At 55.9% G+C, this 20,906-nt stretch carries 15 protein-coding genes and 2 pseudogenes; 6 read left to right on the top strand and 11 right to left on the bottom strand.

The window, feature by feature from the left end:
• Positions 1–47 precede the first annotated feature (47 nt).
• Entirely contained in the window at positions 48–488 is a 441-nt protein-coding gene (locus AC3ISI_RS15775; protein ID WP_489332759.1) for a hypothetical protein, read from the top strand.
• Positions 489–563: 75 nt separating this feature from the next.
• On the opposite strand, the gene AC3ISI_RS15780 is transcribed toward AC3ISI_RS15775, so the two are convergent.
• Together AC3ISI_RS15780 and AC3ISI_RS15785 are read right to left on the bottom strand one after the other, a co-directional pair.
• The gene (locus tag AC3ISI_RS15780; RefSeq protein WP_489337727.1) at positions 564–1,427 is read right to left on the bottom strand and encodes a methyl-accepting chemotaxis protein; all 864 of its coding nucleotides are present in this window, start codon (positions 1,425–1,427) and stop codon (positions 564–566) included.
• Positions 1,422–2,198, bottom strand: a pseudogene (locus AC3ISI_RS15785) (MCP four helix bundle domain-containing protein); the annotation flags it as partial. The gene AC3ISI_RS15780 and the pseudogene AC3ISI_RS15785, both read right to left, overlap by 6 nt.
• A gap of 198 nt (positions 2,199–2,396) precedes the next feature.
• Here AC3ISI_RS15785 and AC3ISI_RS15790 point away from each other — a divergent pair.
• Together AC3ISI_RS15790 and katG are read left to right on the top strand one after the other, a co-directional pair.
• Positions 2,397–3,257, top strand: a complete 861-nt coding sequence (locus tag AC3ISI_RS15790; RefSeq protein ID WP_489332760.1) for a CAP domain-containing protein — start codon at positions 2,397–2,399, stop codon at positions 3,255–3,257.
• Positions 3,258–3,706: 449 nt separating this feature from the next.
• Positions 3,707–5,962: a catalase/peroxidase HPI gene (gene katG / locus AC3ISI_RS15795; protein ID WP_489332761.1), complete on the top strand. Its 2,256-nt coding sequence runs from the start codon at positions 3,707–3,709 to the stop codon at positions 5,960–5,962.
• Positions 5,963–6,093: 131 nt separating this feature from the next.
• On the opposite strand, the gene AC3ISI_RS15800 is transcribed toward katG, so the two are convergent.
• The 4 genes from AC3ISI_RS15800 to AC3ISI_RS15815 all read right to left on the bottom strand — a co-directional run bounded on the left by AC3ISI_RS15800 (position 6,094) and on the right by AC3ISI_RS15815 (position 10,905).
• Positions 6,094–7,473: an OprD family outer membrane porin gene (locus AC3ISI_RS15800; RefSeq protein WP_489332762.1), complete on the bottom strand. Its 1,380-nt coding sequence runs from the start codon at positions 7,471–7,473 to the stop codon at positions 6,094–6,096.
• Positions 7,474–7,636: 163 nt separating this feature from the next.
• Complete coding sequence (locus AC3ISI_RS15805; protein WP_489332763.1) at positions 7,637–8,995, bottom strand: MFS transporter; 1,359 nt, start codon at positions 8,993–8,995, stop codon at positions 7,637–7,639.
• A 27-nt stretch (positions 8,996–9,022) separates the two neighbouring features.
• Positions 9,023–10,090: a M14 family metallopeptidase gene (locus AC3ISI_RS15810; protein ID WP_489332764.1), complete on the bottom strand. Its 1,068-nt coding sequence runs from the start codon at positions 10,088–10,090 to the stop codon at positions 9,023–9,025.
• A gap of 14 nt (positions 10,091–10,104) precedes the next feature.
• Positions 10,105–10,905, bottom strand: a complete 801-nt coding sequence (locus tag AC3ISI_RS15815; protein WP_489332765.1) for a gamma-glutamyl-gamma-aminobutyrate hydrolase family protein — start codon at positions 10,903–10,905, stop codon at positions 10,105–10,107.
• A 116-nt stretch (positions 10,906–11,021) separates the two neighbouring features.
• Between AC3ISI_RS15815 and AC3ISI_RS15820 the strand changes: the two genes are divergently transcribed.
• Positions 11,022–11,954, top strand: coding sequence for a LysR family transcriptional regulator (locus tag AC3ISI_RS15820; protein ID WP_489332766.1), 933 nt, complete (start codon positions 11,022–11,024; stop codon positions 11,952–11,954).
• A 35-nt stretch (positions 11,955–11,989) separates the two neighbouring features.
• On the opposite strand, the gene AC3ISI_RS15825 is transcribed toward AC3ISI_RS15820, so the two are convergent.
• On the bottom strand, positions 11,990–12,706 hold the full coding sequence (locus AC3ISI_RS15825; RefSeq protein WP_489332767.1) for an amino acid ABC transporter permease: 717 nt from the start codon (positions 12,704–12,706) through the stop codon (positions 11,990–11,992).
• 88 nt (positions 12,707–12,794) lie between these two features.
• On the opposite strand from AC3ISI_RS15825, the pseudogene AC3ISI_RS15830 reads away from it, so the two are divergent.
• Positions 12,795–13,163, top strand: a pseudogene (locus tag AC3ISI_RS15830) (diaminopimelate decarboxylase family protein); the annotation flags it as partial.
• A gap of 59 nt (positions 13,164–13,222) precedes the next feature.
• On the opposite strand, the gene AC3ISI_RS15835 reads toward AC3ISI_RS15830, so the two are convergent.
• From AC3ISI_RS15835 to AC3ISI_RS15845, 3 genes are all read right to left on the bottom strand, one after another.
• Positions 13,223–13,693, bottom strand: a complete 471-nt coding sequence (locus tag AC3ISI_RS15835; RefSeq protein ID WP_489332768.1) for a metallophosphoesterase family protein — start codon at positions 13,691–13,693, stop codon at positions 13,223–13,225.
• Positions 13,694–13,719: 26 nt separating this feature from the next.
• Complete coding sequence (locus AC3ISI_RS15840; protein ID WP_489332769.1) at positions 13,720–16,497, bottom strand: MCP four helix bundle domain-containing protein; 2,778 nt, start codon at positions 16,495–16,497, stop codon at positions 13,720–13,722.
• A gap of 179 nt (positions 16,498–16,676) precedes the next feature.
• Positions 16,677–17,675: a bile acid:sodium symporter family protein gene (locus tag AC3ISI_RS15845; RefSeq protein ID WP_489332770.1), complete on the bottom strand. Its 999-nt coding sequence runs from the start codon at positions 17,673–17,675 to the stop codon at positions 16,677–16,679.
• Between the two features lie 195 nt (positions 17,676–17,870).
• On the opposite strand from AC3ISI_RS15845, the gene AC3ISI_RS15850 reads away from it, so the two are divergent.
• Complete coding sequence (locus tag AC3ISI_RS15850; protein ID WP_489332771.1) at positions 17,871–18,890, top strand: AbrB family transcriptional regulator; 1,020 nt, start codon at positions 17,871–17,873, stop codon at positions 18,888–18,890.
• 318 nt (positions 18,891–19,208) lie between these two features.
• Here the strand turns inward: AC3ISI_RS15850 and AC3ISI_RS15855 are convergent, their stop codons facing one another.
• Positions 19,209–20,618 carry an MFS transporter gene (locus tag AC3ISI_RS15855; protein WP_489332772.1) on the bottom strand — a complete coding sequence of 470 codons (1,410 nt, stop codon included), beginning with the start codon at positions 20,616–20,618 and terminating at the stop codon, positions 19,209–19,211.
• Positions 20,619–20,906: the final 288 nt, after the last annotated feature.

Genomic DNA, 20,906 nt, shown 5'->3' on the forward strand with positions numbered 1-20,906 from the left:
AGAGGGGGATCACTTCAACGCGCCTTTGTAAGGCAGGAGGTTTTACGATGAAAATCGTATCTTCGCTGGCGTTGATGGTAACGGTAGGGTGGATCTCCGTGGCTGGTGCAACCCAAAAGCAGATCGACACCGTTCCCTTGAACGCAACTACTTACAATGCCGGGCATATCGCTCAGGCCGTTCTAACCCCCTTGAACAGTAGTGAGACGGAACTCTCATTGTTCGTGGGTGGTGTACCCGACGGCACTTTGGTTCCGGCGCACTTGTATACCTATATCTACTCGGGAAGCTGTGCCAAGCATGAGCCGAAACCGGCCTATTCACTCAACAGAGTCATTGCTGACAACTTCAACGAAACAGAGGGAATCCAACTCGAGAAGAGTGTGCCTTTGGGCTATGACACACTGCGTTCCGGCCATTACGCACTCGTGGTGCGCGATAGCCCGGCCGATGGCAATCACGATATTTTCTGCGGTGAGCTTATCTAAGAACCTATCCCCGCTTCCACGCAACAGCGCGGGAGCGGGAAGGCGTGCTGGCCAGATACTTGATGTTGAAATCCGTCAGAGCCGAAACCGATCCACAGATTGCGACAACTTGCCCGCCAGACTCGACAGTTCATCGGTCGTCGACGCCGTCTGCCCGATAACCTTGCTGTTACCTTCGGACATGCCGGCAATCATGTCCACCTGATGAGCGATTTCGTTGCTGGCCAGGCTTTGCTCGCCGATGGTGCGGGTAATGTCGTTGACCAGTTGCGTCGTGTTGAGCGTCGCGTCGAGGATTTGACGAATCGCGCGCTCAACGTCGGCGGTCACGGCCATGCCTTTGTCGACCTGGGCCACGCCGGCCTCCATGCTGGTCACCGCCTCGCGGGTGCTTTGCTGGATGCGCGCGACCATGCTGGCAATTTCCTGGGTGGAGGCGCTGGTGCGGCCAGCGAGGCTGCGCACTTCATCGGCGACCACAGCAAAGCCACGGCCCTGCTCACCGGCACGGGCGGCTTCGATGGCGGCGTTCAACGCGAGCAGGTTGGTCTGATCGGCAATGCCCTTGATCACCTGAATGATGTTGAAGATCCCTTCGGACTCCTTGTCCAGCGTGCGGATCACCTGAGCCGACTGCTGCGCGGAACGAGCAATGCCGTCCATGTCCTGGACGACCTGATGGATTACCCGGCCGCCATCCTTGGCCAGTGACTCGGCCTGATTGGCCATGTCCAGCGCACGTTCGGCGTGGCGAGTGATTTCCTCGATGCTCGCGGTCATTTCGCTGGCGGCAGCGGCCATGGTGCTGGCGGCGGCGCTTTGCTGCTGGCTGCTGTCGGCAACCTGATGGCAACCGCTGCTCAATTGATCGCTCATGCCGCTCACACCGTGAGCGTTGCTGCGCACCACCTCGATCATGCCGCGCAGGTCACGCTGCATGGTCGCCAGACTGCGGATCAATGCGCTGGCTTCATCCTTTTGTGTCGGCTGGGTAATCGGTTCGCTCAAATTGCCATGGGCGATGCTTTGGGCAATCCGGCTGGCAGTCTGCAACGGGCCGATGATGCTCAGCGTCACCCAGCGTCCCTGAACCAGCAGCAACACCAGGCTGGCGACCAGCACGATGCCGAGGGTGAAATTGGCGCTCTGGATGGCTTGCGCTGTGCCGTGGCTGGTCTGCTGCGTGTTGGTTTCGATCAACTCGCTGAGGGCCGCCATCTGCTCTTCCAGTTGGCTGAACGCAGTATTGAAGGTGCCCAAATCTTTTTGCGCCGCTTCGGGATTTTCCAGCGCCAGGCCGACGATGCGCTCGGCGGCACTGATGTACGTGTCGAGACTCGGTTTGACTTTGTTCAGTGCAACTTTGAGGGTGTCGTTGACCGGCAGCTTAAGGTTGTCACCCAGTACTTCGCGAAAATGCTTGGCATGTTCCTCGATTGAACTGCGCACCTCGGCTTTGCTGCTGGTGCTTTTGCCTAGGCCTACCAACATCGCCGACAGCACATCGGCGCGCAGGGCGTCATGCATCATGTCGGCTTCGAGGTGATTGCGTAGCGCGGTCATGCTGACCTCGCTCTCATTCACCGCTTCAGCCATCTGCGTATTTCCCACGTAACTGACCAGGCTCACGATCAGCGCGGTGAGCACACTGGTGCCAATCAGCAAAAGTAAACGGAGTTTTATCGACACGGTGGAGCCCTCTGTTGTCACGTCGGCATTATGAAAACGCTATCGACCGCGGCCGCCACATGTTTAACGCCAGACCGGGGCTTTTAGCAATTTGCGACATGCGGTAGGCAAAGCCGCTCTTTTTGCACCTCGCCCTCCTGAACCTAGTGTGCAAACCCCAGTCTTACTCCCGCCGTGAATTCCCATTGCCAACCTATTCTTATCAGAGCTGTCCGCCTCATGCACCCGACCGTCCTCGCCTTGCGCTGCGCCTCGCTGTGTTTCTTGCCTGTACTTGCTCTATCCGCCTCCCCCGCTTATGCCAATGGCGAACGCCAACTGGTGGCAGCGATCAACGACTACCGTGCCCACCCGCAACGTTGCGACAGACGCCCGGCCCAGCGCCTGGCACCGCTGGCACTGAATTCCAACCTGGCGCTGCCCATTGGCTATGGCGGTGGTTTGCGCGAACGGCTGAAAGATTCCGGCTATTCAGCGGTGGCGGTACGCAGCATTCGAGTGGTCGGCGCACAGAATGCCGATGAAGCCTTTGATAGGTTGCAGGACGATTATTGCGGGGCGCTGCTGGACGGCCAGTACGCCGACATTGGCGTCAGTCGCGCCAGGACTGAATGGCAAGTGGTGCTGGCGCGGCCGGTGCTCGACAGTCAGATCGGCGATTCGCGAGCCGTCAGCAAAGCATTGTTGGCACAGGTCAACGCAGCGCGGGCCAAACCGAGGATGTGCGGCGGCCAGCGCTTCGCCGCCGCACGGCCGCTTGGCTGGAACCCCGCTCTCGGAGCTGCCGCACAAGGGCACAGCAAAGCCATGGCCTATGGAAATTACTTTGCGCACCAAGACCCCGACGGTGATATGCCAGCGGATCGAGCGAGGGCCGCAGGCTTTCGCGGCAGGCAGATCGGCGAAAACATCGCCGCCGGACAGAGTTCACCGAGCAAGGCGATGGCAGGATGGCTGGCCAGCCCTGGGCATTGTGCAAACTTGATGAACCCAATGTTTACTCAAGTCGGCGCTGGTTATGCGGCGCAAGCGCGCAGTGATAAAGGGGTGTATTGGACGATGGTGTTTGGGGCGCAATGACCGCGCTCATGCCCGCGGCTTCTTTAGCTTGATAAGGAACATCACCCACATCTGACAAAGGCGCGGGCTACCTCCTTCAGTGACTTGAACGTAGGGTTGCCGGCCGCCTCAATCTCGAAGGCTTCAGTAAAAGCTTTTGCCTATGAGCCCCGAATACTCCACCTATTAGCTGACTTGCGGATAGGCGTCTAACCTTATCCCTGCGCTGGCGTCAGCCAGCCGTTTTGAGCTGATAAGGAGACAGGAATGAGTCAGAAACATGACTAAGCCTGCCGTGGGCCACCGTGATTGCACCTCGTTTTCCGCTGTACCGATTTCCGTGTGATCAAAACAATCAGTGAATCGAACTGCTGGCCCAGCAGCCTGTGTCATTGCTTTCGCTCGTCGCTATTCCAGAACCCATAAAGGGCCGAATAGCCCGGATGATCACGACCAAAGGTAGCTCGCACATGGCAAATGAATCGAAATGCCCGTTTAACCACGCCGCTGGCGGTGGCACGACGAACCGCGACTGGTGGCCGAACCAACTGAATTTGAAAATCCTGCACCAGCACTCATCCCTGTCCGATCCCCTGGACGAGGGTTTCAACTACACCGAAGCTTACAAAAAACTGGACTTTGCAGCGGTCAAACGAGACCTCACGGCGCTGATGACCGATTCGCAAGACTGGTGGCCAGCGGACTTTGGTCACTATGGGCCATTCTTCATTCGCATGGCCTGGCACGCTGCCGGCACCTATCGCACCGGTGATGGCCGGGGTGGCGCTGGCTCCGGTCAGCAACGCTTTGCACCGCTCAACAGCTGGCCAGACAACGTCAGCCTCGACAAGGCACGCCGGCTGCTCTGGCCGATCAAGCAAAAATATGGCAGCAACATTTCCTGGGCTGACCTGATCGTGCTCACCGGCAATGTGGCGCTGGAATCGATGGGCTTCAAGACCTTTGGTTTCTCCGGTGGTCGTCCGGATGTTTGGGGGCCGGATGAAGACGTTTACTGGGGCTCCGAAAACAAATGGCTGGGTGGCGATACCCGTTACGGCAAAGAAAACGAGCCCATGCAAGAACCCGGCGAAGGTCCGCTGGTTGCCGAGCCTGGGGAAAATGAAGAGAGCCGTACCGAGCAAGGCCGCAATCTGGAAAACCCTCTCGCCGCCGTGCAAATGGGCCTCATCTACGTCAACCCCGAAGGCCCTGAAGGCAATCCGGATCCCGTCGCGTCAGCCAAGGACATCCGCGAGACTTTCGGTCGCATGGCGATGAACGACGAAGAAACCGTGGCGCTGATCGCTGGCGGCCACGCCTTCGGTAAAACCCATGGCGCCGGACCTGCCGACAATGTCGGGGCCGAGCCCGAAGCCGCCGGCCTTGAAGAGCAAGGCTTTGGCTGGAAAAACAGCTTTGGTACCGGCAAAGGTGCGGACACCATCACCAGTGGCCTGGAAGTGACCTGGACCACCACACCGACAAAATGGAGCAACAACTACCTGGAAAACCTGTTCGGCTTCGACTGGGAACTGAGTAAAAGCCCCGCCGGGGCGCATCAGTGGGTGGCGAAAAACGGCGCCGGCGCCGGTACCATTCCGGATGCCCACGACCCGTCCAAACGGCGTAATCCAACGATGCTAACCTCGGACCTGGCCCTGCGCTTCGACCCGATCTATGAGCCGATTTCGCGACGCTTCCTGGCCAACCCCGATCAATTGGCCGACGCCTTCGCCCGCGCTTGGTTCAAGCTGATCCATCGCGACATGGGCCCCCTCTCCCGCTACCTCGGCCCGGAACTGCCGAACGAAGAACTGTTGTGGCAAGACCCCATCCCGGCGGTCGATCATGCGCTGGTCAACGACAGCGACGTCGCCGCACTCAAGGGCAAAATCCTCGCCTCCGGCCTGTCGGTCTCGCAGCTGGTTTCGACTGCCTGGGCCGCCGCTTCCACGTTCCGCGGTTCCGACAAACGCGGCGGTGCCAACGGCGGACGCCTGCGTCTGGCCCCACAGAAATTCTGGCAAGCCAACCAGCCTGAACAACTGGCGAGCGTGCTGGCGAAACTCGAAAGCATCCAGAGCGAGTTCAACGCTGGCGGCAAGAAAATCTCGTTGGCCGACCTGATCGTGCTGGCCGGTAATGCGGGTGTCGAACAGGCGGCAAAAAATGCCGGCCAAACCGTTACAGTGGCGTTCACGCCGGGGCGGATGGACGCGTCGCAAGAGCAAACGGACGTGGAATCCTTCGGCTTCCTGGAACCGATTGCCGACGGCTTCCGCAACTACCTGAAAACCCGCTACCGCGTACCGGCCGAGCAGCTATTGATCGACAAGGCGCAACTGCTGACGCTCACCGCGCCAGAAATGACTGCGCTGATCGGCGGCCTGCGCGTATTGAACACCAACGTCGGACAAACCCGACACGGCGTCTTTACCCAACAACCGGAAGCGCTGACCAACGACTTCTTCACCAACCTGCTCGACATGGGCGTGGAATGGAAACCCACTTCCGAGGCCGCTGAAGAGTTTGAAGGACGTGACCGCAAAACCGGCGCAGTGAAATGGACCGGCACGCGGGTGGATCTGGTTTTTGGTTCGAATGCGCAATTAAGGGCGCTGGCTGAGGTTTATGCGAGCAGCGACGCGAAGGAAAAGTTTGTTAAAGACTTCGTGGCGGCATGGACCAAGGTGATGAACCTGGATCGGTTTGATGTGAAGTAATTGTTGAACCTGTGAGGCCTTGAATGGGCTGCCCCAACCCCGGTGACAGGGGTTGGGGTGGCCCAAAGGAAGACTCACTCGCTTGTGCCGGGACCTCGAGTCTACGGCTATCTATCCCACACTACGCCATTTCAAAATACGTTAAACGGAATCGTTGTGACCATGCGAAACTCTTTGACGTTTCCATCAATTTCATTCGGCGTGGCACGATGCGCCACATAGCCCACCTGGAGATTGCTACTTTTTAGCGCACCACTCTGCACGGTGTAAGAAGACAAGAGGCCAGACTCCTGTTGTTTATCACCGTCTAAACGTTTTACGGGATAGCTATTGCCTTGGTAATGAGTACCATCGATATCCCAGCCGCGAACATTGTATAAATAGAATGTCAATCCAGGCAGGCCGTAGGGCGCCGTATCCAAGGCGTACGCTAGTTGCACCGATTTTTCGTTTGGTCCGTTATAGTTCGACAAAAATGAGTTAGCCAGCATTGTGCCTTTACTTTCGTGAATATAATCAAAGTACTCATTTCCGTTTATCTGTTGCCAGGCGAATACTAGACTATGAGCCCCATGTGATAATTTAAAAGCCAGGCTATAGGCATCATTATCGATTGGACCCATTTTTGCCGAGCCCTGATCGTTGGTTTTATAGTAATTAAACGACGTGGTTAAGCCAAGGCTGGCTCGATCTCCTGCGTTGTGCACAAAACCGAGATAGTATTGATTCCAAAAATCCTCGACCTGAGTCGAATACACGCTCGTTTTAAAGCTTTTAAAAGGTGTATAGGTAGCCCCCGCAATGTAAGCCGCGTCGCTCGACACGTTGCGATTGCCATACTCGGATACGATATCCGTGGTGCTTTGCTCTGAACGCGGAGAGACTTTATCAAATGCGCCCAAGTCGAAACTCAGATTATTGAATTCAGCACTGTCCAAATTGACACCTTCGAAACTTGACGGCAGTGCTCTGTTAGTATTGTCAGCAATCATTGGCGTTTGCATATCCTGGCGACCGACAGTGAGCGTCGTATTTGATACTCGCCCCTTTACGTTGGCCAGTCCCAGTTTGCTCCATTGATGTACCGCGTTTCCATCACTGTCAGTCAGCGTCCGATTGCCGCCGCCGGCAATGCGCCCCTTGCCCTGTTCGAGTGCAATAGCGTTGTAAACACCCACCTCAACTCCAAGGCCAAATTCACCTTGGGTAAATCCAGAACGGTAGTCTAGGATCGTTCCCTGGACCCATGTATCACGGCGGTCGGTAGGCTCCGGCAAACCACCACTTTTTTTGATGAAGAATGTGCTGTTCCGTTCCGCTTGCTCTTTGGATAGAAAGTTTTTGGTTGATCCTGAGAGCGATTGCCCTGCAATGAATCCGGAGGCCTCGTCTTGGGTACTGCTGGACTTAAGCTGAGTAGCGACAAACGCCTGGCTGGAATTTTCAGCCTGGGCCGCGGAAGTCGCTATAAGGGAGAACAAAAAAACAGTTGTACGCTGTATATAACGCATGTCTATCACCAATAGTTTTTATTATTAGATCAGGGCTCAGCAAGTAAAAATATTTTCAATGCAACATCAAGCCAACACCCAAGCACCTGTGTTGAGCAGCCTCAGGCCAACAAAAAGAAACAACCAACGCTATACCGGGATTTATTTTTCAGCTAGACACACATCACTTTCTAACATCTATGTTTTTTGATTCAGGTAAAAACAGCATAGCGAGAAGGCTTAAAACGCTTACGCCAGCCAAATACCATGCCGGCGCCATCGGGCTGTGGGTGACCGCAATTAACCAGGTAACGATAAATTGAGTCGTCCCCCCAAATATCGCGGTGCCCAGTGCATAAACCAAAGACAAACCCGTGCTGCGAACCGCTATCGGTAACAGCTCTGGAATTTGCACAAGTCCGGCGGTGGCAAACATTGCGGTCAGCGCAGCAATGACTGTATTCACCGTGAACAGCGTGAGCAAAGTAGGCGCACTCACCAGCCACATGAAGAGTGGGACAATAGCCAACGTCAAAATAACCCGAGGAATAAAATTGGTAATCCTTCTTCCCAAGCGATCGCTAAGCAAGCCGCCTATAAGGGCAAAAACAAATGTCACCAACCCGCCGACCAAAACACTTCCTTGCGCAATCGGCGCAGAAAGTTTAAGCACTTGTACAGCGTAACTGACCATGTAGTTGCCGATTTGCGACGCAACGCCAATCGAAGCAAACAGTAGAACGCCTAGCAGTAGTACCTTTTTATGCTCGCGCAGGACAACACCAACGATTTCACTGCTTGTCCGCTCTTGGGCCGTTTCATGAGTTTCTGGCAATGCTCTACGCATGTAGATAACGATAGGAATCAGCACCAGGCTTAGAAAGAACGGAACGCGCCATCCCCAGTTTTCAAGCTGTTCTGCACTCAACCAAAAGGACAGTGCGACACCCAGCACCCCTCCCACCGCTACAGCGATCCCCTGGCTCGCAATCTGCCAGCTGGAATAAAATCCACGACGATGAGGGGGGGCTGCTTCGATCAGTAGCGATGTCGCAGGTCCGACTTCGCCGCCAAGCGCCAAACCCTGAATCAACCGGCAGATAACGACAATAATCGGTGCGGCAATACCGATCGACTGATAACTGGGCGTCATCGCTAACCCAATCGTACCGATCGTAATCATTGCTACAGTAAGAATCATGGCGGGTTTGCGCCCTGCCCGGTCGGCGTAGGCTCCGATCAAAATGCCACCCAACGGGCGGGCGAAGAACCCAACGCCAAAAGTTGCAACGGCTGCCATTAAGCTGCCGTACTCCCCAGCCACCGGAAAAAACGCTCTGCCGATGTAGACGGCAAAATATGCATAGATGACAAAATCATAAAATTCAAGCGCATTACCCGCCACAGCCGCCGCAATCGCTTTTTTATTTATTGCCGTATGACCTACGTCAGTGTCAGCAACTGAAAGATTCACATCCACCGATGGAGATATTGGTTGATTATTCATTTTATGATCATCAGGATAGTTAAAGTTTACAATCACCCGGCTCTCTTACTGTCGCATCAAGTCCTAAACCGCGAGTCCTTTAAGGGCCTGTAAGACTGCCTGTTCCGCCTGTTCCCAAACCTTTAGCTGCCACTCGGGCTCGTCAGGGTAGAAGGTATCCTTGAGATGACTTGCTATTGCTAATCCCTGTGCTGTCGTGCGCGTTTCATAACGGTAGGTCCAATGATCCGCTCTGAGTGCAGTGATCACTCGTTCAAGCGGGTAGGTACCATACTCAAGACAAATACCGATGTGTTTAGCGTTTTCACACTCTTGAATAATAGCGGCCTGGATCGGGCCACTCATTGGCACACTGGTAGACGTGCCAGTGTGCACATTAGTCAGTTCGCCCCACCATTCCTGCGCAAGATTGAAAATGCCATTATCAAAACCGGCGAATATTTTTTCACCGTAGCCGTAGGGCCCGAGCCCGGTATGAATATCGATTGAAGCAAGTACTTTGATATCCGCGGTGTACTTGCGCAGAATTGCTCTGATTGTATCGTTGCTCCAGGTTGGCGCCTTACCACCAAACCACATGCCCTTTTCAGATTTATATTGCCCTATGGACATAGCCTGTTGCAGCGCCCTGTCACCGTGTTCCTGGCGATAGTCCTCTAATACTTCGTCACTCTCTGGCGGCCACTGTTGCGGAAGCAAGGCGTCATGAATCTGGTCATAACCCGGGTTCTGCGGCAGGTCAGAATTAAAATTAATAAAATTTCTGTTGAGGTCGACGTTTTCCTGAGTGACGCGACGCAGATGCGAGAAACCGAACGGATTGATCGCATGTACATATAAAACCGACGTGTCGTCAGGTTTTGACAGATTCAAACCAAGCAAGCCGGTTTGCACAGCCGAACCCGTAAACCCTTCAACACCATGAACCCCACTGATGACAATGAGCATTTTGGAAGCATCCAGCGGGCCATCAATCACCACATCGGTGGCGAGCGCCTCACCTTCTGCCCCTTTCAGGTTCAGTTCATAACTTTCAACAGCCAAGCCTTTCGACTGCGCAGCCTCGAGGAATTTTTTTCGAGATTCAGCGTACGTCTGACTGAATAGTTGAGATATTGTTTTTGTGTTCATTAGACTCTCGTTTTTCACCGACTTGCTTTGCACGATTCAGCACGAACAATTGATCGCTGTCGGCATGCCTCACCAAACGCTTCGAATATTGCTCGAGCAAAGTCACTGTCCTCCACGCGCATTTCCGGATGCCACTGCACAGCCAATGCAAAGCTCGGTGCTCCCTCTACCGAGAAAGCTTCGATCAACCCATCCGGGGCAATCGCTTCAACCTTCAACCCTTTACCTAAACTCTCTACACCTTGGTGGTGGAGCGAATTCACGAGTACGCTTTTTTCGGTACATAGCCTTGATAGAACGCCACCAGCAATGATGTCTACCGAGTGGCAGTCTTGATACCAATCCTTAATAGGCCTGGATTGATCACCCTCACGATGATCAATGGCCCCTGGCCTCTCGTGGACAGCGACGTTTAACGTCCCTCCCCATGCAACATTCATTTCCTGGAACCCGCGACAAATCCCGAGAACCGGAATACCCGCTGCAACGAGCTTTTTGACTAGCGGCAAAACCGTTGCATCGCGTGCCGGATCCAGCATCGAACCCTCTGGATTTGATGCTTGCCCGTAATGATGCGGGGCAATGTTCGACGGACTTCCCGTCAGGACGACTCCATCTACATGGGCAATCAAACTGGCAATATCGATTGCTGCTTCGTCAGCAGGTAGCGCCAGTGGTAGCCCACCAGAAACCGATGCCACTGCACTCACGTAGCCGTGGAATAAGGTATGGGCTTGATGACCGTAACGCTCCACTCGGTCAGCGGCGATAGCTACCAGTGGCTTGACGGGCGAGAGAGGCAATGCGTTGCTCATGAAATTGTACGTGCCATTGGTTTGTAGTAGGCATCGAGTGTAAGGACTCACCTTTATTTAGGTAAATTGCAATTTTCCGCTTAAAATCTTGCAGAAATTGCAACTCGAGGCATCACATGAACACCAGGCAGCTTCACCATTTTGTGGCGGTGATGGAGACGGGGTCGCTCAGCGCTGCTGCTGAGGCTGTGCACTTGAGCCTCCCAGCGCTATCCAGGAGTCTCAAAGCCCTGGAAGACGAGCTTCGAGTATCGCTTTTTGACCGAAGCAATCGCCGCTTGCGCCCTACTCCTTATGCCTTGGAATATTTGGAGCGAGCACGCCGTATTGTCTTTGATGAGCGCGAAGGAGCCCGCGCACTGAGCTTGATGAAGGACGGCGCCTATGGCCCTTTGGCTTTTGGACTAGGGTCTTCCATAGCCATAGACCTGCTCGCACCCATGATTAATGATTTGGTTGCACAAGGCCCCAAATTGAGAGTTCAGGTTCAGGTGGAAAGCACGGATGTGTTGCTGGATTCACTACGGAGAGAAAAACTGGATTTTTTCATTGGAGATGTCAGCTCGGCGGCGAGCTCAGCGGATCTATTGTCAGAGCCACTCTATAAATGTACCTACGGCTGGTTTGCCAGACAGGGCCATCCGCTTGCCGCCAAAAAGAACATCACCATAGACGAACTGGAAAATTACCCCATCATAGGGGCTGGTTATATTAGCGACACTTTGGCATTCAATATTTCGCAGCTTTATGGATGGAAATTACCCCTTGAAAAAAACTTTTCTGTAAATATAAACAACCTTGAAACCATACAGAAATTGTTATCCGTCTCAAACATGGTCTCTCCTTCCACCTACAACGCGATGCTTCAACCACTAAAAAGCGGCGCCGTTGTAGCCCTGGACGTAAATCCAAAGCTTAATTTAGATATGACCCTAGGCATTGTGAGATTGGCCCTGCGCACGCTAGTTCCTTCTACAGAACAGGCTTTTGAAATCATACGAAATTATTTTCTCAAGATTGACACAGAAATAGCTGACTACATTTTGTAGCTCGGTGACAGCACACCCGTAACTCCAGAACTGCACTATTTGTCACGAGTGGACGCTTGCGCCGACACATGACCCAGCGCCGGCGTTACACCCGGAATACCTCCAAGCGTTTCTGTAAAAACCACCGAGGCTGTAACGCTGGTGCTCCCTTTCGCGGCCCGGGAGGTATAGGCCTGCCGGCGTTCGATCCCGTGCCGCAGTGCCAACAGCAGCGCGCTGACAAAGCCATACATGACCGTCACGATAAACGCGGACTGAAGCAGTGTTTGCGGCGCGAAGCTGGATATCTGCTGTGAACGGCGCAACAGTTCCTCGTAGGGAATGATGTAGCCCAGTGATGTGTCTTGAACAATGGCCAGAACCCCACTGATCAAGGCCGGCAACATGAGTTTCAACGCCTGTGGCAGCACGATCCACAGCATCGCCTGGTGCTCTCGCATGCCGATAGACAGCGCTGCTTCCCTTTGCCCTCGGCCCAAAGAAAGTATCCCGGTGCGGACGATTTCCGCCGTCATTGCACTATGGTGCAGCACCATGCCGAATACGAGATACCCCAAGGCCGACCAATGTAGCCCCATGGAAGGCAAAAGAATCACGGTAAAGAGGATCAGCAACAATAACGGTACTGCACGAAAACAGCCGATATAAGCGGCTGCCAGCGTGCGTAACCAGAGCTTGGTGGATAACCGCGCAACCGCCAATGGCAACGCGAGACTGAACGCCAATATCATGCTGATCACAGGGGCCAGCAAGGTCGCCACCAGCCCATCAAATAAAAAGGCCCAGCACCACGACCGTGGAGGTGAACAGCGAATAGATGAAACCGAGTTTGGGCAGTCCGTGAACGCAGGCTTCAATGACCTGATGCGCCCTGCCCTCTATGGCGCCAATCACCACATGACCTTGCTGGATGCAGAGGGGGCGCCCATCCATCGCCCTGAACACGACTACGTGGTGGGCGGCCCCCTGTGTGAATCGGGCGATATCTATACGCAGGATGAACACGGTGTGACACCTCGCCTGCTACCCGAGGCGCAGGTTGGCGACTTGCTGATCATGCATGACACAGGTGCGTACGGCGCCTCCATGTCATCCAATTACAACAGCCGCCCCCTGTTGCCGGAAGTATTGATCGAGCAAGGACAAGCCAGATTGATTAGACGACCACAACCATTGTCGGACTTGCTGGCTTTAGAGTTGGGGCTTTAACGTCCGAGTGATGGGTGAAACTATCGAGTGATGAACCAGGCCAACAACTTTCTGATGGGTCAATGCGGATGGCAATCCAACAGTGAGACCAGCCGCGGCTCAATCGAGGTCTCCAGCACTTCAAGCAACGCCAGCGTCACCGGCAGCTTGAAGCGCCGCCGTCCCGCGCTGCCGGGATTGAGAAATAACCGGTCACCGCGCCATTCAATGCGTGGCTGGTGCGAATGGCCGGTGATCACCAGTTTGATGCCGGCATCGAGCACGACCGGGACATCGGCGATGTCATGTACCAGCAAAGCGCTCCATCCGTTAAGGTCAAAACACAGAAAATCATCAAGCTGTTCTGCCCAAGGCGCGCCCAGATCATTGTTCCCGCGCACGACATGCAGTGGAGCAAGAGACGCCAGCTGCTCGAGAATGTCCCGGCTGCAAATGTCGCCCGCATGAATGATCCGTTCACATCCCTCCAGGACTGCAAGGGCTTCAGCGCGGAGCAAGCCATGGGTATCGGAAATCACGCCAACCTTCATGCATCACTCCAGACCAGGCTCGGGACTCAGGCGATTATGGATCTACTGTGGCCGCTTGCGCCTGCTTCGCAAGCCTGCAGGGCCTCGCTCAGAAAGACCTGCGCCCGCTCGAAATCGTAACCTTTCACAGCACCCTCCAGTGGCTGGAACCTGTTCGCAAACGCACCGCGCAGAACACCCGCATGCGTAGCGAAATAGGGCACGGCTTGCGCATCAAAGTCATTCAGCAGCTCATCCAGATGTCGGCAAATCTGCTGCAACTCGACGGCGTCGACCGCGATGGGGTCTGCCTCGACCACACCGGGCAACTTCTCGCGTAATTGCCCCAGCAGGGCCTCCAAAGGCTCGGTCAAGTCTTCCAGGCAGACCTGCAACTCATCGTGAGGTCTCTTTGCACGCAACGCCTGCTCCAATGCATCTGCCGCCTGCGCGACGGTGTCGGCACCGATGGTCGCTGACACCCCCTTGCAGCTATGGGCCAACAGCTCGGCCTTCTCTAACTCGCCCACCGCCAGCGCCGCGCGCAGCTGCGACAACAAGGGGCTCTGGCCGGCCAGGTAGCTGCGCAACAAGTCCAGATACAGGTTGTGCTTGCCCAGCACCCGGCGTAGCCCGGCAGTCACGTCCACGCCACTGAAATCCAAGTCGGCATCGGGCGTGATAGCGTTAGTTTGGATGCCAACAGCCTCTGGCGCTGCGCCGGTTGGCTCGATCCAGCGCAGCAGCGCATGGAACAGTGCGTCTGGGTCGATCGGTTTGACGACAACATCCACCATGCCCGCCTCCATGCAGCGTTCGCGATCGGGCAGCATGGCGTTGGCGGTCATGGCAACGATGGGCAGATCACGCTTGCCGGGCAAGGCACGAATGGCCCGCGTCGCGCTCACGCCATCGAGGACGGGCATCTGCATGTCCATCAGCACCAAGTCGTAGTCGCCCGTTTGGACCCGGTTGACGGCAATTTGCCCATTGCCAGCGATATCGACCAGTAAACCGGCATCACGCAGCAGTTCACTCGCCAACTGCTGGTTCAACGCGTTGTCTTCAACCAACAGTACCCGCGCGCCGAAAATCGTCGCCATGATGTTCCCCGTTGGAGCCTCCTGCGACAGGCTGTGAGGGGCGCTGTCATTGTCGTCCACCGCCAGCATCCGGCCGCCGCGCAGTTTTTTACTCGCTTCTGACACGATGCCAACCCGAGCGGTGAACCAGAAGGTCGAGCCCCGGCCGACGACGCTGTCCACGCCGACCGTGCCGCCCATCAATTCGGCGAGTTTCTTGGCAATCGCCAGCCCCAGGCCGGTGCCGCCGTATTGGCGGGTCGTCGAGGTATCCGCTTGCTGGAAACTTTGGAACAGACGCCCCATTTGTTCTTCGGACAGGCCAATACCGGTGTCCTTGACCGCAAAATACAGCAGCGCCTCGGACTCGCGGCACTCCTGCAGACGAACCAAGATGGTGATCTGGCCCTGTTCGGTGAACTTGACCGCGTTGCTGACGAAATTGATCAGCACTTGCCCCAAGCGCAGCGGGTCGCCCATCAACGTGGTCGGGACGTCGCCGCCCACATCGAGGATCAATTCCAGGTTGCGCTGCGCGGCCCGCGTACCGACCAGGTTCACCACGTTGCCGAGCAGCTCCTCAAGGGTGAACTCGGTCTGTTCGACATTCAGCATGCCGGACTCGATCTTGGAAAAGTCGAGCACGTCGTTGATGATGCCCAGCAAATGTTTGCCGGACTGCTGGATTTTCTCGATGTAGTCGCGCTGGCGCGGGTTCAGTTCGGTCTTCAGCGCCAGGTAGCTCATGCCGATAATCGCGTTCATCGGCGTGCGAATCTCATGGCTCATGTTGGCCACGAAGTCGCTTTTGTGTTGGTCGGCGATCTGCAGTTGGTGATTTTTTTCCTGGATTTCGGCGATCAGGCTGGCTTTCACCTTCATGCTAGCGGCTTGCTGCGCGAGCACATCCGTCAAGGCAGCAGTGCGTTCATCGACCTTGTGCTCCAGTTTTGCGTAATACGCTTGCAGTTGTTCGAGCATTATTTTTAACGCGTACAACAGGCTGGAGCGGTCGCTGGCTTTGGTTTGCAGTGTCACTGTTAAATCACCGGCCGCCACCCTGCACGCAATATCCGCTGCATAGGACGGCTCACCACCAATCTGCCGCACAATCATGCGGGTAATCAGCAAACCGATCAGGATTGCCAACACAAAGCCGCCTATCATCAAGCCCACCATGGTCTGGCCGATCCGCGCTACGATCACATCGGCTTCGGAGTTCCCTTGACTGGCCGTATCCTCGTTGATCTTGATCAGGGCCTCCAAGGTTGTCTGCAAGACCGTGTAGTACGGCATAACCTCAGTCTGCAGCACCGCGAGCCCCTCCAGATTCCTGTTCGCCACTCCCAACGCCAATGCCTTCTGCGCCGCTTGGAGATAGAGCGGCCATTGCTGGTCAAACACGCTTAAGTTTTGTTTCTCGCCATCAACCAGCAACGTCTGGCGATACGCATTCATGAGGTTGACAATGTGGCGCTCCGACGCCTGGTTTTTCGGTGTCAAGGACGCCATCACTTCCAGGTCGGTTTCCGTGCAAGCCCTGTAAATCCGGGCCATATCCTCCTGTAGCTCACTATTCGCATACCCCAGGTCGCGAATCGGCACCAGACGGTCGGCGTACATGCTGGCCATCATGTCAGCAACCTTGTAGATATTCTTGTAGGCGAGTACGCCAATCATCAATGCCATTGCGGAAACTGCAAGGAACGCGATGATCAGTTTTGTCCCCAGCTTCAGTTTCATGAACCACTGCATACTTTCTCTCCCGCCACATAGAGCAAAACTATCACACTGAGCTCTATGTCTGGCAGCCCCGGCAGTCACATGCATAGGCACATGCCGCCCGAAGACGGCTGGCTACCGAAAAAATACGGCACTACATCGCGGGTTTAGAGCTTCGGCGGGGATAGGGACTCAGCCGATCAAGGATCAACTTGAGCCATCAGTTCAGCAATCGACTCCTGGCGGTTGGCGTAGCGCTGGGCCAGCACTGCACAGACCATCAGCTGGATTTGATGGAACAGCATCAGCGGCAGGATCAACACGCCAATGGTGCTGCCGGCGAACAGCACCTGGGCCATCGGCACACCGGTCGCCAGACTTTTCTTCGAACCGCAGAACAGAATAGTGATGCGGTCTTCCACATTGAAACCAAAAGCTTTGCCCAGCACTGTAGAGGCCACCAACACCACCCCCAGCAGTACGCAGCACGCCACCACCAGCCCGGCCAGTTGCCACAGCGGAATCTGGTGCCAGATGCCCTCGTTCACTGCTTCGCTGAACGCGCCGAAGACCACCAGCAGAATCGAGCCCTGATCCACGAACTTCAGCCAACTCTTGTTGCGCCCGACCCAGGCACCGATCCAGCGTCGCGCAATCTGCCCGGCAATGAACGGCAGCAGCAATTGCACACTGATCTTCACAATTGCATCGAGGGTCGAGCCGCCATCGCCATGCACATTCAGCAGCAGCGTCACCAGCAATGGCGTGATAAAGATCCCGAACAGACTGGACGCCGCCGCGCTGCAAATCGCCGCTGGAATGTTGCCACGCGCCAGAGAGGTAAAGGCAATGGCCGACTGCACCGTAGCGGGCAGCGCGCACAGATAGAGCATGCCCATGTACAGATCGTCTCCGATCAGCGGCGACAGCACCGGTTTGAGCGCCAACCCGAGCAGCGGGAACAACACAAAGGTCAGACTGAACACCAGTAGATGCAGGCGCCAGTGGCCAGCACCGGCGATGATCGACGCGCGTGACAATTTGGCGCCATGCATAAAGAAAAGCAGAGCAATGGCTATGTTGGTCAGCCAACCAAAGCCCACCGCAACCTGACCACTGACGGGCAACACGCTGGCGAGCAGCACGACGCCGATCAGGGTCAGGGTGAAGTTGTCGGGTAAGAAACGGGGGCGCGTCATCAGGGTCATCCGGGTTTGCCAGGAGCGTGATGACGACTCTAACCCGTCCACAGATTACCGACTAACGCTAGTAAGCCAGTAGATGTCGCCTAAAGGACAGGACGAGCTGGCTTCTTGACGTTTCATGCCGTTAGGTGGGAAAACATGGGCTGCCCGGATGGAAGCGTCGGTTAATTCAAGAATCAAGGAAGGCTCATGAAAACCCTGCTGTGTTTATTGATCGCCACCAGCGTCGGCGCCGCGCTGCAATACGCCGGTATCCCCCATGGCCTGTTGCTCGGCTCGATACTCGCAAGCGCAATGATCGCCAGTAACCTGCGTTTCTCCCCTACCCTGCGTTTCGGCCTCGGCTACGTGCAAATCGTACTGGGGATCGCGACCGGCCTGATGTTTACGTCGTGGGACAGCCACACGGTCGCGGCCATCTTGCCCAGCCTGGGCGTCATGCTGATGTGCCTGATGGCTCAAAGCGCGGTGGCCGGTTTGGCGCTGCTGAAAATCGCCGGATGGAACCGCAAGGATACCCTGCTGGCCGTCTACCCCGGTGCACTCGCGGCGGTGTTCGACTTGCTCGAATCCGAACGCGCATCCGGCAAGGTGATCGTCGTGCATCTGGTGCGACTGCTCTCCATCACCCTCCTCGTGAGCTTTTGCATTCCAGGACAGACCGATGTGGCGATTGCCCAGAGCAACCCGTTGGACATGAGCCTGGCCTTGACCCTGCTGTCGCTGATCGCCCTGTGCCTGTTGCTCGGTCGTTTGCTGTTGAACGTTGGCGTGCCGGCACCGTTCATGCTCACCGCCATCGTCCTCACCGGCGTCTACGTCAAGACCGGCTACCTGCAGGGATTTCACATGCCTCCGTGGAGTGTCAACTCCGCCGCCGTCCTGCTCGGTGTGCTGATCGGCTCGAAATTCAAGGACATCAGCTTCGCTGAGCTCGTTCGCCACGGGCGTGCCGCGTTGATGTCCGTCGGCCTGATGCTGCTGATCGCCGCAGCGTTTGCCGGCGTGGCCGGGCGGGTTTGGGCCAGCGATCCTTGGTCGTTATGGCTGGCCTACATGCCGGGTGCCATCGAGACCATCTCCATGGTCGCCTTCAGTAGCGGACTGAACGTTGTGTTCATCCTGTCCCATCATCTGGTGCGCATGGTGGTGCTGCACTTTGCGCCGGCATTGGTGGTTCAGGCGCGGCGGTGGCGCGAAGAGGTTTGATCTGCACTCTGGTGGCGCAAGGATTAAACGGGAGAGATCGTGGCCAGAGCACCAATCAAAAGGGTCAGCACCAGAAATCCACCCAGGAAAATTGCCATCTTGCCCATTGGGGCCTCCTACATTATGAGTTCGCTGTGTGCCGCCATTGTGAGCCTGCCACTGAGTGCATTACAGAGGCAGATAGCTCGGGAAAATACGGATCAGCACTTCGAACCTGCAGGCGCCAGGGGCCGTGTTCGCACGATCTTTTGTTCTTGAAAACGAAGAAGCCCCGCCCCACTGAAGTGGGACGGGGCTTTCTATTGCACTGATCGCTGTTTACAGATCAGTGATTTCCTTGTGGCGAGGCACCAGCATCTTCATCACGCTCCATGCCACCAGATAGGCCAGCGAACAGATAGCGAACATGATCATGTAGCCGGTGTGAATATCGTTGATCGATTTGTAGTAGTCGAATACATAACCACCGATCTTGGTCATCACAACGCCGCCCAAACCACCGGCCATGCCGCCAATGCCGACCACCGAAGCGATGGTTTTTTGCGGGAACATGTCGGACACCGTCGTGAAGATATTGCACGACCACGCCTGATGCGCCGATGCGCCAACGCCAATCAACAATACAGGCACCCAAAAGCTGATGTAACCGAATGGCTGCGCCAGCAACACCACCAACGGGAACAGCGCGATCACCAGCATGGCTTTCATGCGACCGTCATACGGCTTGTCGCCGCGGGACATGAAGTAGCTCGGGAACCAGCCACCACCGATACTGCCGATCATCGTCAAGCTGTACAACACGGCCAGCGGTACCACGATGTCTGCGCCCTTCATGCCGTACTGTGCCGACAGGTAGGTTGGAAGCCAGAACAGGAAGAACCACCACACGCCATCGGTCATGAACTTGCCGAAGGCAAACGCCCAGGTCTGGCGGTAAGTCAGCAACTTGAACCACGATACTTTTTTCGCAGCGATACCCGACACTTCCGGGGCGACCATTTGCACAGGTTCATCGCTACGGATGTACGCCAGTTCCTGTGCCGACAAACGCTTTTGCTGCTCCGGCTTCTGGTAGAGCGCAATCCAGACGGCGACCCAGACGAAGCCCAGCATGCCGATCACGATAAAGGCCGCTTCCCAGCCCCAAATACCGGCAATCAGCGGTACGCAGATCGGTGCCAGGACCGCGCCCACGTTGGCACCAGAGTTGAAGATGCCGGTGGCGAAGGAGCGTTCCTTCTTCGGGAAGTATTCCGCGGTGGCCTTGATCGCGATCGGGAAGTTACCCGCTTCACCAATCGCCAAAACCGCGCGAGATATCATGAAACCAGCAATCGAGACCGGAATGACAGCAAGGCCGAGCGCGCTGCTCAGGGCGCCAATGCCCTCACCCATTGGCACGGCAAAGGCGTGCATGACCGCACCGGTGGACCAGATGCCAATCGCGAACATATAAGCTTTCTTGGTGCCAATCTTGTCGACGAAGCGACCGGCGAACAGCATGGAAATCGCGTACACAAACTGGAAAACCGCGGCGATGTTGGCGTAGTCGGTGTTACTCCAGCCAAACTGCGTCGACAGCTGTGGCGCCAACAGACTCAGTACCTGGCGATCCAGGTAGTTGACGGTGGTGGCGAAAAACAATAGCGCACAGATCGTCCAGCGGTATTTGCCGACCGTTTGGCCGACGCTTTGCGCATTCGCATTGATGGGCTCGTTCAGATTCATGGCATCACTTTATTATTGGATTATGGTGATGATCTCTCGGTTTCAAGCGAGATCAATAGTGTCGTAGTGCATCGCCAAAACGCGAAGAGTCCGCGCCAAGGCTGGTCAGATTCAGCCGGGTCTTGCGATCAACTTATGCTGTACCCCGCCGCCGGTTGCATCACGCGCAGTGCGATTGCTGGTGGCTGGAGCTGGGCGTGTAGCGAGTACTAGCGGGGGTTTGGCGGGACAGTCGCCTGTGACGGAACTGACTGTGCGGGCGCGCAAGCAGACAAGATCAGGCCAGAG

This window comes from Pseudomonas sp. GL_139_B, from assembly GCF_057834475.1.

Bases quoted from the DNA above. Each gene is read 5' to 3' on its own strand.
- AC3ISI_RS15775 (WP_489332759.1), top strand. From the start codon at position 48: ATGAAAATCGTATCTTCGCTGGCGTTGATGGTAACGGTAGGGTGGATC.
- AC3ISI_RS15780 (WP_489337727.1), bottom strand. From the start codon at position 1,427: ATGCAGCGTGACCTGCGCGGCATGATCGAGGTGGTGCGCAGCAACGCT.
- AC3ISI_RS15790 (WP_489332760.1), top strand. From the start codon at position 2,397: ATGCACCCGACCGTCCTCGCCTTGCGCTGCGCCTCGCTGTGTTTCTTG.
- katG (WP_489332761.1), top strand. From the start codon at position 3,707: ATGGCAAATGAATCGAAATGCCCGTTTAACCACGCCGCTGGCGGTGGC.
- AC3ISI_RS15800 (WP_489332762.1), bottom strand. From the start codon at position 7,473: ATGCGTTATATACAGCGTACAACTGTTTTTTTGTTCTCCCTTATAGCG.
- AC3ISI_RS15810 (WP_489332764.1), bottom strand. From the start codon at position 10,090: ATGAACACAAAAACAATATCTCAACTATTCAGTCAGACGTACGCTGAA.
- AC3ISI_RS15815 (WP_489332765.1), bottom strand. From the start codon at position 10,905: ATGAGCAACGCATTGCCTCTCTCGCCCGTCAAGCCACTGGTAGCTATC.
- AC3ISI_RS15820 (WP_489332766.1), top strand. From the start codon at position 11,022: ATGAACACCAGGCAGCTTCACCATTTTGTGGCGGTGATGGAGACGGGG.
- AC3ISI_RS15835 (WP_489332768.1), bottom strand. From the start codon at position 13,693: ATGAAGGTTGGCGTGATTTCCGATACCCATGGCTTGCTCCGCGCTGAA.
- AC3ISI_RS15840 (WP_489332769.1), bottom strand. From the start codon at position 16,497: ATGAAACTGAAGCTGGGGACAAAACTGATCATCGCGTTCCTTGCAGTT.
- AC3ISI_RS15845 (WP_489332770.1), bottom strand. From the start codon at position 17,675: ATGACGCGCCCCCGTTTCTTACCCGACAACTTCACCCTGACCCTGATC.
- AC3ISI_RS15850 (WP_489332771.1), top strand. From the start codon at position 17,871: ATGAAAACCCTGCTGTGTTTATTGATCGCCACCAGCGTCGGCGCCGCG.
- AC3ISI_RS15855 (WP_489332772.1), bottom strand. From the start codon at position 20,618: ATGAATCTGAACGAGCCCATCAATGCGAATGCGCAAAGCGTCGGCCAA.